This window comes from Thalassobius sp. MITS945101, from assembly GCF_047123305.1.
In the GTDB taxonomy this organism is placed as follows: Bacteria; Pseudomonadota; Alphaproteobacteria; order Rhodobacterales; family Rhodobacteraceae; genus Thalassobius.
On record NZ_CP138918.1, the window covers coordinates 437,264 to 451,587 of the forward strand.

Sequence of the window (14,324 nt, forward strand, 5' to 3'; positions counted from 1 at the left end):
GAACCAGACCTTAGAAAACACCCCTTTTGATCCATCGGATCAACCACAAGTTGGGGCCCTTGCTAAGACAGGTTCGGCTGGGCCCGGAATGATCCGAACCCAGCCAATTCTTTTGCCATCCGGGTTGCCCCGGCGCTGAATTACTTCAGCTCAACTTCGGCGCCAGCTGCTTCCAGCTTGGCTTTGATGTCTTCGGCTTCAGCTTTGTCAACGCCTTCTTTGACGGCTTTGCCGCCGGCTTCAACCAGCTCTTTAGCTTCTTTGAGGCCCAGGCCGGTGATGCCGCGGACTTCTTTGATCACGTTGATCTTTTTGTCGCCAGCCGACTTCAGGATCACGTCAAATTCAGTTTTTTCTTCAGCAGCTGCGCCACCTTCGGCGGGGCCTGCCATGACAACTGCGCCACCAGCGGCGGGCTCGATGCCGTACTCATCCTTCAGGATGGTTTTCAGTTCTTGTGCTTCCAGCAGGGTCAGACCTACGATGCTTTCAGCCAGTGCTTTAAGATCAGCCATTGTACTGTTTCCGTATATTTAAGTGTGTTCCAACGTGTGAGACTTGCCCCACGCAGATCATTAGGTTGCTTACGCGGCTTCCGCCTTGTCTTCGATAGTAGACAGAATGCCCGCGATATCCGAGGCAGGTGCGCCAATCGCGCCAGCGATGTTCGAAGCAGGTGCGCCCAGCATGCCTGCGATGGTAGCAATAAGCTCCTCGCGGGACGGCATCTTGGACACGGCTTCAACGCCAGCAACGTCGAGAGCGTTCTCACCCATGGCACCACCGAGGATCTCGAACTTCGAGTTATCCTTGGCGAAACCAGCAGCAACCTTGGCGGCCGCTACAGGGTCTTCCGAGTAGGTCAGAACGGTCATACCCGTCAGGTATTCACCCATGCTTTCACAGGGCTTACCCTCAAGGGCGATCTTGGCGAGCCTGTTCTTGGCAACGCGGACCGAGGCTTCCGCCTCACGTGCGCGTGCGCGCAGATCCTGCATCTCAGCAACCGTGAGACCTGCGTAGTGGGCTACGACCACAACGCCAGAGCTGTCAAAGATCTGGCCGAGCTCTTCGACCAACTTCTCTTTTTGTGCTCTATCCACAGTTTCACTCCAAATTTGGGGGTTACCCCCCGGCTCTTGTCTGCCGGACGAGGTCCGACACTCAGGTCCTTTTTACGGGGCTGCGCCAACATCACCCGAAGGAAGCCTTCGGCTAATCTTTGTCGTATTCCCGTCTCAGGAGGGAAATTAAGACCCCGTTACCGAGGTCACCCACCGTCTTGGACGAAACGCAAAACAGCGCACGACGAATCGTACGCTGAACGCGTGTTCGGTAACTATTGTGAAACGGGTGCACACGCAAGGCCCTGATGCGGAAAAATCCGCACCAACAAAGGCAGAACACAAATCTGTGATCCGCGCGCCTCAAGCGACCCTACAGCAAAACCGGGTGAATTGCAAAACCAGCGCTCATACTTGCCCGGACACAACACAAGGTCACAGCACAATTTCGCGCCCCAGCGTTTCCCCGCAAGCCTGCTCAAACCGTTCGAGCGACTGTTCTGGATATGCGCCGGTTTGCCACTTGGCCAGCGCCGCCCGATGCTGCATCTGGCTGCGGAAATACAGGAAGGCATCCGCCGACAGCCCAAGGAAACAATCGCGCAACTGCTTCTCCCGCACATCCACATAACGCCACCAATAGTCATCGGCGCAAGCTTCCGTAAGGGCGATCTCCGCAACCTGCAGCCCCCTGCATTCATGGTTCGGCTGCTTACTGCAGACAAAACCGGCATCGCCCTCTCCGCCCTTCCGGGTCTGGTCATATGCCTGCGTCAAACACGCATCAATCTGTGACAAAAGTGGTGTCAACGTCTTCGAAATCGCAGCCTCCAACTTGGTCCCCAGAACCGAAACGTCGCCATTTGTATCCGTCACATGGCGGCGCAATTCGACAAATCGGGCCTGGATCTCGGTGTTCCAGTCCACATAGGCTTCATCATAGACCCGCTTGCGCGGCCCCACCTCTTCTGCCGAGCCGCGTTTGATCGCCGACTTCAACATGGCGCCACGGGTGATCCGTTCGCTGGTCAGCGCCTCGATGGCCGCAAAGGCCCGCTGCGCTTCGGCCTCCTGCTCATGCGCCAGAACAATGGCCGCTTCGCGTTCGGCCTGCGCCACCTGCTTGGCGGAATATTCCCGCTCCAGCAGGCTGCCGAATATCGCCGTCAGGCAAAACCCCAGTACCGTCAGCACAAAGGGATGGCGCGCCACCTCCCCCAGTGTCGGCGGACGGGTGCGCTCCTCATAGGCCTGCAGATGCTTCATCACTTCGGAGCTCTCCAACTCCGCTCGAATAAGTTTGGATAAATCTTCGTGGTCTTGCTTGGTCATAATGGGCCCTCCACACCCTGAAGGTGTCGCAAGGCAAGCCATTCACGCAAGGAAAAAGGGCGCCCACTTGGGACGCCCTTCACATTCTTCAGTCTGAACCGAAAGGATCAGTTGCCGTTGGCGTTGTCGATGTTGATCGAAACACCCGGACCCATGGTCGAGGAGATTGCGATCTTTTTCATGTAGGCGCCTTTTGCACCGGCGGGCTTGGCTTTCTGAACGGCCTCAACAAAGGCACGTACGTTTTCAACCAGCTTGCCTTCGTCGAAGGAGGCTTTGCCAACACCGGCGTGGATCACACCAGCTTTTTCGACTTTGAACTGAACTTCACCACCTTTGGCTGCTTCCACGGCCGCTTTCACGTCCATGGTCACGGTGCCAACTTTGGGGTTCGGCATCAGGTTGCGCGGGCCCAGGATTTTACCCAGACGACCAACAACAGGCATCATGTCCGGGGTCGCGATGCAGCGATCGAAATCGATGGTGCCGCCCTGGATGGATTCCATCAGGTCTTCGGCGCCAACGATGTCGGCACCTGCAGCCTGAGCTTCTTCGGCTTTCGGGCCGCGTGCGAATACAGCAACACGAACCGATTTGCCGGTGCCGTTCGGCAGACCAACAACGCCGCGCACCATCTGGTCAGCGTGGCGCGGGTCAACACCCAGGTTAACGGCCAGCTCAACGGTTTCGTCGAATTTGGCGGTTGCGTTGGCTTTTACCAGTGCAACAGCTTCTTCAACGGTGACGTCTGCTTTGCCAGCGAAAGCTTCACGTGCAGCGGTGGTGCGTTTTCCAAGCTTTGCCATCTTACTTCACCTCGATGCCCATGGAGCGGGCGGAGCCCAGGATGATCTGCATTGCCGCATCGGTGTCGTTGGCGTTCAGATCTTTCATCTTGGCTTCGGCGATTTCTTTCACCTGGGCCACGGAAACCGAACCCACAACTTCACGACCCGGGTTGTTTGCACCGGACTTCAGCTTGGCAGCTTTTTTCAGGTAGTAAGACGCGGGCGGCGTCTTGATGTCCATGGTGAAGGACTTGTCCTGGTAGTAGCTGATCACGGTCGGGCAAGGCGCGCCTGCGTCCATTTCCTGGGTCTTCGCGTTGAAGGCCTTACAGAATTCCATGATGTTGATGCCGCGCTGACCCAGTGCCGGGCCGACGGGCGGGGACGGGTTTGCTTGACCGGCGGGCACCTGCAGTTTCAGGGTGCCAACGAGCTTCTTAGCCATTGTCTTTTCCTTTTCAAACAGCCGCGGGACGCGTCCTTTGGCCTACGTTGCCGTGGTTGGGTTAAGCCATCGCGATGGCCGCGCCTCCCACGAGAGATTCGCCGCAAGAACGGCGATAAAGCGCGCTGATAGACCGGTTTGGGGGGGATTGCAAGGGGGCAAGCACCTTGTTTTGCAGGCGCTTCACCACTGTCTAGCCCGCCGGCTGCCACAGCTCAATCGGATTGCCCTCGGGGTCGTGAATACGGGCAAAATGCCCGATCCCCGCCATCTCCATTTCCTGTGTCACTTCGATCCCTGCGGCGCGCAGCTGTGCCAACATCGCCGCCAGATCGCGCACGCGGAAATTCAGCATGAACATCTTGTCCTCAGGGAAGTAATCCGTATCCGCCTGAAAGGGTGAAAACACCGTCACCCCCGCCTCCGCCACCCAAGGCGCACCGCTGGCGTCCGTCGGCACCAGATCGACGCCCAGATGATCGCGATACCACAGCGCCAAAGCTGTGGGATCCTTGGCGCGAAAGAACACGCCGCCGATGCCTGTGACCTTTTCCATGTGCAACTCTCCTGCGGTGACACCACAGGCAGCATAGCACAAACGCAAAACGCGCCCCATCAGGGCGCGCTGCAAATCTGTCAGGAGGGGCTGAAAACAGCCTTAGCCCTGTTTGGTCACCTGTGTGAAGTCCAGCTCCACCGGGGTTTCGCGGCCAAAAATCGACACCGAAACCTTCAGTTTCTGGGCTTCGTCGTCGACCTCTTCGATCATGCCGTCGAAATCTTCGAACGGGCCGTCGTTGACCTTAACCTTTTCACCCACCTCAAAGAAGATCAGGGTGCGCGGCTTCTCTTCGCCTTCCTGAACACGGTTGAGGATCTGGTTCACCTCAGCGTCCCGCATCGGCATCGGCCGGCCCTGCGGCCCCAGGAAGCCGGTCACGCGGTTGATCGTGGTGATCAGGTGGTAGCCACGGTCGCTCATTTCCATGCGGACCAGAACGTACCCCGGCATAAAGCGACGCTCGGTGGTCACCTTCTTGCCGCGGCGCACTTCGATGACCTCTTCGGTCGGCACCAGCACTTCTACGATGTCTTCCTCAAGGCCGTTCTCTTCGACGGAGGTACGAATCTGCTCGGCCACCTTCTTCTCGAAGTTCGAGAGAACGCTCACCGAATACCAACGCTTCGCCATCTTCTGTGTCTCCGCACCTGTGTCCCGTCGGATCTGATTACGATCCAGTGGGATGAAATTCAAAACTCATCAGCCAGGGCCGATCATCCGGCCACAGCGCCTTTCCGGAACAAAAATACGGCGTGCAACTTGATTCGCCGCACGCCCCAACCGGATCAGGATTTTCACCTACGCCCAGAGCCGCAGGATTTCAAGCAAAAAGGCGGCAGATCAGACCCTGCCAGCCTCACGCAGCTTAGCCAAAGATCGACAGGATCCCACTCAACCCGCTTTTGATGCCCAGATCAACCAGCGAAAAGAAGATCGCCGTCACGGTCGCCATCAGGAACACCATGACGGTGGTCAGCAGAACTTCACGACGGGTCGGCCAGACGACCTTGCCCACTTCGCCGCGGACCTGCTGAATGAACTGAAGCGGATTTGTACGTGCCATGTGTTTTCTTCTCGCTCTTGAATGGGGCGCAGATACGCTCATCCGCGCCCGATTTCAAGGGTTACTCCGGTTTCTTGCGCGGGCATCTCGCCCGAAACTTGCCCAAACGCTTACTTGGGCAACGCGCCGGTCAACACATAGCGCAGCATTTCGACCACCTGCGACGGCTCTTCGGCCACCGCCAAAGCTGCGGCATCCACTTCTTTCAGGGCATGCTGATGCTCTGCCGGATGCAATACAATCAGGGACTTGCCCAGGGCCGCCGCGTAGCCGGCATCAAAGGCTGCGTTCCACTGTTTGTATTTTTCGCCAAAACGCACCACCACAACATCGGCTTCACCGATCAGGGTGCGGGTGCGCACCGCGTTCAGCTTGGCGCCCTTATGGTCATGCCAGAACTTGTTCGGCTCCGCGCCCAGAATCGCCACACCGCAGTCATCACTGGAATCGTGATCGGTGTTCGGCGAGGAAAAGCTGACATCCAGCCCTTCCGCGCCGTCAATGATCTGCTCACGCCAATCGGTGTGAATCTCGCCGGACAGGTATACTTTCAGCGTCATATCGCGCCCTCCATTCATTTGGAGACCTGTCTAGCCCCTGCCCGCGCTCTTGCCCAGAGCGAAGGACCTTCAGCCATTCTCAAGGGAATCACACGGCGGGCCCAGGGGCCATCCCTGCGGCGGCGCGGTCAGATGCGCTGCGCCACCAGATAACGCGCCGGTGGCACCTTGTTAGGAAAGTTACCGCTCTCGATAATCTTGAAGCCCGCCCAGGTCAGCATGGCCTCCAGATCAGCGACTGAGATCGAATTCACATAGGGCGCCTTGCCAATCATCTGCAGCATCGGGATCAGCCCCCGCAGCGCCCGCGCCTTCAGCCCTTTGCCTTCCCCCAGACAAACGGTTTTCGAAATGAACAAGCCCCCGGGCTTCACCAGATCGCGGATATCGTTCAACCGGCGTTCCAGATCCGGCAACAGGTGCAGCAGCGAATGCGCCATCACAATGTCGAACTGTTCACCTTGGAAACTGTCGTCCCCCACCATCGCCTGTTGGAAACGCAGATTGTCCAGCCCCGCCTCCTCGGCACGGGCACGGCAATGTTCCAGCATCCCGTCCGACACATCTGAACCAACAAACTCCGCCACATTGGGGGCAAACTTCACCGCCGTCATCCCAGTGCCGCAACCCAGCTCCAGCACACGGTCGGTTTCCTTCATGTAAGAGGCCGAGCGTTCCAGCGTGTATTCATAGGCCGCCATGTCCCCGATTGTGGACTTGGCATAGCCATCGGCAATTTTGTTCCAGAATTTCGCGGTGCGTTGAACGTCCATTTGCATCAGCCTCTCCTTTTCATCTTGAAGATAGCCATGCAGAAAGCCCATATAAATTGTGGAAATATGCAAGTCATTCATACGTAAACGCATAAGCAGCGCGGCAGCACAAAGGTCCAAGCACGATGATCGACAGCGGCAACAGCTTTGACTGGAACCATATCCGCGCCTTTCTGGCCACCGCCGAGGAAGGCTCGCTTTCCGCAGCGGCGCGCAAACTGGGGCAGACCCAGCCCACCCTGGGTCGACAGGTCACCGCGCTGGAGGGTGAACTGAACCTGATGCTGTTTGAGCGGGTCGGCCGCAATCTGGTGCTGACCACGGCGGGCCATGAGTTGCTGGAACACGTTCGCGCCATGAGCGCCGCCGCGGACCGTGTGGCGCTGGCGGCCTCAGGCCAGTCACAGGAAGTGGGGGGCGTGGTCCGGATCACCGCCAGCGATGTGTTTTCGGCCTATCTGCTGCCGCCCATCATGCGCGAATTGCGCCAACGTGCGCCGCAGCTGGAAATCGACATTGTTGCCGCCAATGACATCCGCGACCTGATACGACGTGAGGCAGATATCGCCATCCGCCACGTGCGCCCCGAACAGCCTGATCTGATCGCCCGTCTGGTGCGTGATTCTCACGGGTATTTCTACGCTTCACGCGACTATCTGGACCGCAAAGGTCGTCCCGAAACGCTTGAGGATTTGGCCCAGCACGACTTCATAAGCTTTGGCGATGTGTCCCAGATGTTGGGCTTTCTGCATCCGCTGGGTTTTCCAATCACCGAAAAGAACTTTCACATCGGCAGCGAAAGCGGCGTGGTCAGCTGGGAACTGGCCCGCCAAGGCTTTGGCATTGCCGCCATGGTTGAGGAGATCGCAGAAACCAGCCCCACCATCGAACGGATCCTGCCGGACCTTGTGCCCGTGTCGGTGCCGATCTGGCTGACCACCCACCGCGAGCTGCACACCAGCCGACGGATCCGGCTGGTCTTTGACCTGCTGGCCGAGTTCCTGTCAAAGAAACCGCTCCGCAAACCGACCTAAGACACCCCGCGCGACAACCGCGCGGTCGCAAGACCCGCAACGCCCAAACAGCTGGCGCCGATCCGATTCACCAACCGCATCACACGGGGCTGCTGTAACTGCGCCCGCAACAGAGTTGCGCCGGAGAGCCAGAACAAGCTGTTGAGCGCAGCAACCGCCAGAAAGCTGGCAATCAGGATGGCAAACTGCGGCGCCAGAGGAGCCCCCGCGCTAACGAATTGCGGCACAAAGGCCATATAGAATACCGGCCCCTTCGGATTCAACACACTGATCAAGAAGGACTGCCGAAAGAGCGCGCCAAACCGCAAAACGCTGTGCCCCTTTGGCGCTTCTTCCGCCTGCTCAACTGGGGCCCGCCACAGTGACACCGCCAGCCACACCAAATAGAGCGCCCCGGCAAATTTCAGCAGTGAAAACAGCAACGCCGAGGTCGCCATCAACGCCCCGGCACCGGCCAAAGACAGGCTCATCGCGACAAAGGCCCCCAGAACCACGCCGGGTATCGTCGCCCATCCAGTGCGCCGCCCGCCACGAATGGCATAGTTCACCGTCAGCACGATATTCGGCCCCGGAATCAACACAACCGCCGCGCTCGCCAGCACAAAGGCCAGCCAAGTCTCTACACTCATTCCACCCTCCCGTGTTTCCGGCAGGGTGACGCAACAACAGATATGTGGCTAGAGAAAAGTGCAGGCCAAGAGGCAAACAGTCGTCACAGATCCCGTGACATCAGCACCTTCATGCCTTCACGGGCCGTAACCTGCCAGCCAAGGTGTTCATAAAGCGCCACGTTTTCGGGAATGTCTTTATGTGTGGCCAAGGCCATTCGGCGGCACCCCGCCGCGCGGGCATGGTCCAGCGCAAAACGGATCAGCTGCCCACCGATCCCCTGCCCCTTGGCCGCAGCGGAAACCGCGATGTTCATCAGATGGGCATCGGGCGCCGTGGCGGTCATCATTAGAACGCCGAGAGGCTCTGCACCAATGACCCAGACCTGTCCAGCCGCAATAGCCTCGGCCAGGCCTCCGCAGACATCAGGCAAAACAATGCCACGGTCGCGGTAGGGCTGGTAGGCCGCATCGATCAGCCCGGCCAAGGCGTCTGCCTCATCTGGTCGGGCTGATCGGATCTCTTGCATCAGGCTTAACCGCGCAACGCGCCGCCGGTGGCCTTGCTGACCTTTTCGACGATCTTGCTTGCCACAGCCTCGATATCCTTTTCTTTCAAGGTCTTATCGCTCGGCTGCAGGCGCACGGTGATGGCGATGGATTTCTTGCCCTCGCCCAAAGACCCGCCGATGAACTGGTCAAAGACCCGCACCTCTTCGATCAGGGCTTTGTCGGCGCCAGCAGCGGCATTGACCAGCGTCAGCGCCTCAACCTCAGCATCCACCACAAAGGCAAAGTCCCGCTCCACCGCCTGCAGATCGCTGATATCCAGCGCCGGACGGGTGGCCGATTTCTTCTTCGGCTGCGGAATTTCCTCGGGGAACAGGGTGAAGGCCACGGCTGGCCCTTTCACACCCATTTCCTGCAGGATCTTCGGATGGATCTCACCAAAGACGCCCAGCACCTTTTTCGGACCCAGACAGATTTTGCCCGAACGACCCGGATGCCACCAGTCCTGCACGCCGCGCAGGATCTGCACCTTGGCAGGCGCACCGATGGCGGCCAGCACGGCCTCAGCATCCGCTTTGGCGTCATAGACATCGACGGGACGCGACGCACCATGCACATCTTTCGGGCCGGTCTGACCAATCAGCAGGCCGGTGACCAGCAGGTGCTGTTCACCCGGTTCGCCACCGTGGAAGGCCGGACCACATTCAAACAGCGCCATATCGTTGAAACCACGCGCCTGATTGCGGGCCGCGGCCTGCAACAAACCGGGCAGCAGCGCCGGACGCATATGGCTCATCTCGGAGGAAATCGGGTTGTCCAGCATGGTGGCATTGTCGCCGCCGCCAAACAGCTCCGCCGATTTACGGTCGATGAAGCTGTAGGTCACACATTCGTTGTAGCCCAGCGACGCCGTGGTGCGGCGCGCGATCTGCTCGCGGCGCTGGATCGGCAGCTGGGTCGGACGCGGCACCCCGGCAGAGGGGCGCGCCAGCGGGATCGGCTCCAGCTTGGTGAGCGAGGCAACCCGCGCCACCTCTTCTACCAGATCGGCAGAGCCCTGCACGTCAGGACGCCAGCTGGGCACATGGGCCATGTCGCCTTCCATCACGAAACCCAGTTTGGTCAGGGTTTCGCGCTGGGTGTCAGCAGGGATTTCCATACCTACCAGCGACTGCACGCGATCAGTGTCCAGCTTATAGGCACGCGCCACATCCGGCACCTCACCTGCAACCACAACCTCGGAGGCTTCACCGCCGCAGAGGTCCAGGATCATCTGCGTAGCATCTTCCATCGCCTGCATGTTGTAGGCCGGATCGATGCCGCGTTCGTTGCGATACCGCGCGTCCGAGTTGATCTTCAGCGCGCGGCCGGTTTTGGCAATCTGAATGGTGTCCCAGAACGCCGCCTCAAGGAAGACATTCACGGTCTCTTCGGTACAGCCCGAGATCTCCCCCCCCATGATGCCACCGATGGATTCCACACCGTTGTCATCGGAAATCACCACCTGACCGGCGGAGAAGGTGTATTCCTTCTCATCCAGACCCAGCAGGGTCTCGCCACCCGCGGCGCGATGCACCCGCAGGTCGCCTTTGACCTTATCGGCGTCAAAGACGTGCAGCGGGCGGTTGCGGTCATAGGTGAAGAAGTTGGTGATATCGACCAGGATCGAGATCGGACGCAGACCAATCGCGGTCAGACGCTGCTGCAGCCACTCCGGCGAGGGGCCGTTTTTCACACCCTTGATCAGACGACCAGCAAAGACCTCACAGCCGCCTGCGCGGGTGTCCTCGTCAATGGTGACGTTGATGGTGGAGGTGAAGCTGCCGGCAACCGATGCGGTCTTGGCCGGTTTCATCTTACCCAGACCCCGGGCCGCCAGATCCAGCGCAATGCCGCGCACACCCAAAGCGTCAGGACGGTTTGGGGTGATCGCAATCTCAATCACCGGATCGACTTTTTCCGGCATGTTGGTGGCCAGCCACTCGGCAAAGTTCTCACCAACTTCACCCGAAGGCAGTTCGATGATGCCGTCGTGATCGTCGCCCAGCTCCAGCTCACGCATGGAGGCCATCATGCCGTGGCTTTCAACGCCGCGGATCTTGCCCACCTTGATGGTGATGTCGAGGCCCGGGATATACATGCCCGGTTTGCACAGCACCACGGTGATGCCCGCCCGCGCGTTCGGCGCGCCGCAGACAATCTGCTTTTCGCCTTCGTCGGTGGCGACCTTACAGACGCGCAATTTGTCGGCGTCGGGGTGTTTTTCGGCCTCTTCGATCTTGGCAAGGGTGAACCCCTTCAGCGTCGCCGCCGGATCAGTGACCTCTTCCACTTCCAGACCCAGATCGGTCAGGGCGTAGAGGATTTCATCAAGGCTAGCCTGGGTGTCCAGGTGCTCTTTCAGCCAGGAGAGGGTGAATTTCATGTCTCAATCTCCTTCAGGAGAGAATTCAAATCGGTCTTGAGGGCCCAAAGCATCGCGCCCGGCCCGGGGTGGGTGCAATCGCACCCGCCCATGGGGGCGGGTCGGGTGCGATGCGAGGCTAACGCCTCGCGCATCCACAGATTACGGATCACCGCGACAGGCCCCCGTGCAGGGTCGGCACGTCCAGCGAGGCAAAGCCGTAGTGGCGCAGCCAGCGCAGGTCGCTGTCAAAGAAGGCGCGCAGATCGGGGATGCCGTATTTCAGCATCGCCAGACGGTCGATCCCCATGCCAAAGGCAAAACCTTGCCATTCATCGGGGTTCACACCGGCCGCTTCCAGCACCTTGGGATGCACCATGCCGGAGCCCAGCACCTCCATCCAGTCGTCGCCTTCACCGATCTTCAGCTGGCCATCAACCCAGGAACACTGGATATCCACCTCTGCCGACGGCTCGGTAAAGGGGAAGTGCGAGGCGCGGAAACGGGTCTTGATGCCATCAATCTCGAAAAACGCGGCAAAGAACTCTTCCAGCACCCACTTAAGGTTCGCCATCGACACATCCTTGTCGATGCAGAGGCCCTCAACCTGGTGGAACATCGGCGTGTGGGTCTGGTCATAGTCCGAGCGGTACACACGACCCGGCGCAATCACGCGGATCGGCGCGCCCTGCTTTTCCATCGCACGGGTCTGCACCGGCGAGGTGTGGGTGCGCAGCACATGCGGCGGACGGTCGTCGCCTTCGGCACGGTTCATGTAAAAGGTGTCAAACTCCTGCCGCGCGGGGTGATGCGGCGGGATGTTCAGGCTGTCGAAGTTGTACCAATCGGTCTCAATCTGCGGGCCTTCGGCCACGGCAAAGCCCAGATTGGCAAAGATCGCAGCGATCTCTTCGCTGACCTGCGAAATCGGGTGGATGGTGCCACGGCGCTCGGTCCGGCCAGGCAGGGTCACATCCAGCCATTCGGTGCGCAGACGCTCTTCCAGCGCGGCATCCGCCAGCGCGGCTTTCTTGGCGGCCAGGGCCGAGTTGATCTCATCCTTCAGCGCGTTCAGCGCCGGGCCTGCCACCTGGCGCTCTTCGGGCGTCATCTTGCCCAGCTCGCGCATCTTCAGGCTGACCTCGCCCTTTTTGCCCACCGCCTGCACCCGCAGGTCTTCCAGTGCGGCCTCATCGCCTGCATCGGCAATTGCGCTGAGGTATTTCTGTTTCAGATCGTCCATCCGACCCCTCCAATTCCGTTACGCCCCTGCTACCGAGCAGCGCCCTAAAACGCAAGGGTTGGGCGGGGAATGGGCCACCGTGTTGCGGCCAGATGTGACCTGAGAAGCCCAATGTCAGCTTGAGGAGGTCGGACCCGCCTGCCCAGTCGACCCCACAGGCCGCACGCCGGCGTCGAAGGTCACGTGACGGCGACGGAATTGGGTGCCCTCTTGCGCTTCGGGGCTGCGGATGCGGTCCATGCGGAAATGGCGGAAATCCTCGCGCAGCGGATCCCAGGCCACCAGATACCACAGCGGTGGCAGAATCAGCATTGCCTGCGGCTCCACCATCCGCTCCGTCTCGGCGCCATAGGCATCGCGGTAGTGAAACGCCAGCATCTGCCGCTGCAGGAACGCGGTTTCAAAGGCGGGCAGCAGTTCCGGCGTCATCTCTCCCATGTTGGAGGTGTCCACGGCAGGTGCCAGCGTGCCCACGTAAAGGCAATCAAGGAACCGGCGCAGATCGCGCAGCTTGTCGGCAGGTAGTGACCGTTCGATCTTGGCCAGCCCCGCATCGGCCAGCCCGGTAAACGGCAGATTGCCCGCCGCCCGCATCGAGGCCACGCTGATCAACAGGGCAAAGACCTCGGTCACGGAAAGCCGCGCGGTGGTCTGCACCGATTGCGGATCCAGCTGCACCCCGCCACCGCGCCCGGGTTCGGCATGGATTACAAAGCCCTCATCGCGCAGCGCGTTCAGGTCACGCAGGATGGTCCGGCGCGAGGCCGCGACCTCCGCCGCCAGTTCTGCGATCGTGGCGCTGCCATTGCGGCGCAGATGGCGCACCAGCGCCTCTTGTCGGTGTCTCACATGCATTCTGCGATCCTGCCAAACAAAAGTGCCAAATTTTGGCACCATTCCGATTTACCCCACTGCCACGCCTTTCAACAAGGCGCAACGCAACCAAGGTAATGAACAATGCACACCCCGACTGATTTCCCCTCCCCCAACATGATTCAGGTCAACGGCATCTCGCTGGAGGTCTTCGAGGCCAGCCGCGAAAACACCGGCAATCCAATCGTGCTGTGTCACGGCTGGCCCGAATTGGCCTATTCCTGGCGCCACCAGATCCCCGCGCTGGTCGCCGCTGGCTACCACGTGATTGCCCCCAACCAGCGGGGCTACGGCAATTCCTCACGTCCGACCGAGGTGACGGCCTATGACATTGCCCATCTGACCGGCGATCTGGCGGCGCTGCTAGACCACTACGGCTACGATCAGGCGACCTTTGTGGGCCATGACTGGGGGGCGATGGTGGTCTGGGGCATGGCCCTGCTGCACCCGACCCGTGTCAGCAAGCTGATCAACCTCAGCCTGCCCTATCAGGAACGCGGCCCGATGCCGTGGATCGAAATGATGGAGCAATTTCTGGGGCCGGATTACTATTTTGTCCATTTCAACCGCCAGCCCGGCGTCGCGGATGCAGTGCTGGAGGCCAATACAGAACGATTCCTGAGCAACCTCTTCCGCAAGGATGTTCCCCCTGCCCCGCCCGCTCCGGGCATGATGATGATGGATCTGGCCCAGGCCGACACTGCGCCGGGCAAGCCGCTGTTGTCGCAGGCCGATCTAACGATCTACACGCAGGCGTTTGAGGCCTCGGGTTTTACCAGTTGCATCAACTGGTATCGCAATCTGAACCGCAACTGGCACCTGCTAAAAGATGTGGACCCGATCCTGCCTCATCCTGCGTTGATGATCTACGGCGCGCGGGATGTGATCCCACCGTTTGAACGGCTTACCGACTACGTGCCGAAGGCTGAAACCCTGACCCTGGATTGCGGCCATTGGATCGCACAGGAAAACCCCGAGGCCCTGACCGCAGCGATCCTGAACTGGTTGGCCCAGCAAGACGCCATGGCTGCGTAAAAAAAACGCGGGCTGGCTCTGCGACAGACG

At 59.9% G+C, this 14,324-nt stretch carries 17 protein-coding genes; 2 read left to right on the top strand and 15 right to left on the bottom strand.

Annotation, left to right across the window (positions count from 1 at the left end; translation table 11 throughout):
- Positions 1 to 140 precede the first annotated feature (140 nt).
- From rplL to SIC14_RS02330, 10 genes are all read right to left on the bottom strand, one after another.
- Positions 141 to 515: a 50S ribosomal protein L7/L12 gene (gene rplL, locus SIC14_RS02285; RefSeq protein ID WP_412564229.1), complete on the bottom strand. Its 375-nt coding sequence runs from the start codon at positions 513 to 515 to the stop codon at positions 141 to 143.
- A 69-nt stretch (positions 516 to 584) separates the two neighbouring features.
- Positions 585 to 1,103, bottom strand: a complete 519-nt coding sequence (gene rplJ / locus SIC14_RS02290; protein ID WP_412564230.1) for a 50S ribosomal protein L10 — start codon at positions 1,101 to 1,103, stop codon at positions 585 to 587.
- A gap of 396 nt (positions 1,104 to 1,499) precedes the next feature.
- A complete protein-coding gene (locus tag SIC14_RS02295) occupies positions 1,500 to 2,396 on the bottom strand; it encodes a hypothetical protein (RefSeq protein WP_412564231.1) in 897 nt (298 codons plus the stop codon).
- A gap of 107 nt (positions 2,397 to 2,503) precedes the next feature.
- Positions 2,504 to 3,202 carry a 50S ribosomal protein L1 gene (rplA, locus tag SIC14_RS02300; protein ID WP_412564232.1) on the bottom strand — a complete coding sequence of 233 codons (699 nt, stop codon included), beginning with the start codon at positions 3,200 to 3,202 and terminating at the stop codon, positions 2,504 to 2,506.
- Between the two features lies 1 nt (position 3,203).
- Complete coding sequence (gene rplK, locus SIC14_RS02305) at positions 3,204 to 3,629, bottom strand: 50S ribosomal protein L11 (protein ID WP_412564233.1); 426 nt, start codon at positions 3,627 to 3,629, stop codon at positions 3,204 to 3,206.
- Positions 3,630 to 3,822: 193 nt separating this feature from the next.
- A complete protein-coding gene (locus SIC14_RS02310; RefSeq protein ID WP_412564234.1) occupies positions 3,823 to 4,185 on the bottom strand; it encodes a VOC family protein in 363 nt (120 codons plus the stop codon).
- A 102-nt stretch (positions 4,186 to 4,287) separates the two neighbouring features.
- Positions 4,288 to 4,821: a transcription termination/antitermination protein NusG gene (nusG, locus tag SIC14_RS02315; RefSeq protein WP_412564235.1), complete on the bottom strand. Its 534-nt coding sequence runs from the start codon at positions 4,819 to 4,821 to the stop codon at positions 4,288 to 4,290.
- 235 nt (positions 4,822 to 5,056) lie between these two features.
- Entirely contained in the window at positions 5,057 to 5,254 is a 198-nt protein-coding gene (secE, locus tag SIC14_RS02320; protein ID WP_412564236.1) for a preprotein translocase subunit SecE, read from the bottom strand.
- Positions 5,255 to 5,364: 110 nt separating this feature from the next.
- On the bottom strand, positions 5,365 to 5,814 hold the full coding sequence (locus tag SIC14_RS02325; RefSeq protein WP_412564237.1) for a YtoQ family protein: 450 nt from the start codon (positions 5,812 to 5,814) through the stop codon (positions 5,365 to 5,367).
- 128 nt (positions 5,815 to 5,942) lie between these two features.
- Positions 5,943 to 6,593, bottom strand: coding sequence for a class I SAM-dependent methyltransferase (locus SIC14_RS02330; protein WP_412564238.1), 651 nt, complete (start codon positions 6,591 to 6,593; stop codon positions 5,943 to 5,945).
- A 119-nt stretch (positions 6,594 to 6,712) separates the two neighbouring features.
- Between SIC14_RS02330 and SIC14_RS02335 the strand changes: the two genes are divergently transcribed.
- The gene (locus tag SIC14_RS02335) at positions 6,713 to 7,621 is read left to right on the top strand and encodes a LysR family transcriptional regulator (RefSeq protein ID WP_412564239.1); all 909 of its coding nucleotides are present in this window, start codon (positions 6,713 to 6,715) and stop codon (positions 7,619 to 7,621) included.
- Here the strand turns inward: SIC14_RS02335 and SIC14_RS02340 are convergent.
- From SIC14_RS02340 to SIC14_RS02360, 5 genes are all read right to left on the bottom strand, one after another.
- Positions 7,618 to 8,250: a LysE family translocator gene (locus SIC14_RS02340; RefSeq protein WP_412564240.1), complete on the bottom strand. Its 633-nt coding sequence runs from the start codon at positions 8,248 to 8,250 to the stop codon at positions 7,618 to 7,620. The two genes, SIC14_RS02335 and SIC14_RS02340, sit on opposite strands and share 4 nt — an antisense overlap.
- An 83-nt stretch (positions 8,251 to 8,333) precedes the next feature.
- Positions 8,334 to 8,759: a GNAT family N-acetyltransferase gene (locus SIC14_RS02345; protein ID WP_412564241.1), complete on the bottom strand. Its 426-nt coding sequence runs from the start codon at positions 8,757 to 8,759 to the stop codon at positions 8,334 to 8,336.
- Positions 8,760 to 8,764: 5 nt separating this feature from the next.
- Positions 8,765 to 11,164 carry a phenylalanine--tRNA ligase subunit beta gene (gene pheT, locus SIC14_RS02350; protein WP_412564242.1) on the bottom strand — a complete coding sequence of 800 codons (2,400 nt, stop codon included), beginning with the start codon at positions 11,162 to 11,164 and terminating at the stop codon, positions 8,765 to 8,767.
- A 148-nt stretch (positions 11,165 to 11,312) separates the two neighbouring features.
- Positions 11,313 to 12,386 (bottom strand): phenylalanine--tRNA ligase subunit alpha, encoded by a 1,074-nt coding sequence (gene pheS, locus SIC14_RS02355; RefSeq protein ID WP_321829848.1) that lies wholly within the window; start codon positions 12,384 to 12,386, stop codon positions 11,313 to 11,315.
- A 114-nt stretch (positions 12,387 to 12,500) separates the two neighbouring features.
- Complete coding sequence (locus SIC14_RS02360) at positions 12,501 to 13,241, bottom strand: helix-turn-helix transcriptional regulator (protein WP_412564243.1); 741 nt, start codon at positions 13,239 to 13,241, stop codon at positions 12,501 to 12,503.
- Positions 13,242 to 13,343: 102 nt separating this feature from the next.
- Between SIC14_RS02360 and SIC14_RS02365 the strand changes: the two genes are divergently transcribed.
- The gene (locus tag SIC14_RS02365) at positions 13,344 to 14,294 is read left to right on the top strand and encodes an alpha/beta fold hydrolase (protein ID WP_412564244.1); all 951 of its coding nucleotides are present in this window, start codon (positions 13,344 to 13,346) and stop codon (positions 14,292 to 14,294) included.
- The last annotated feature ends 30 nt before the right edge of the window (positions 14,295 to 14,324 follow it).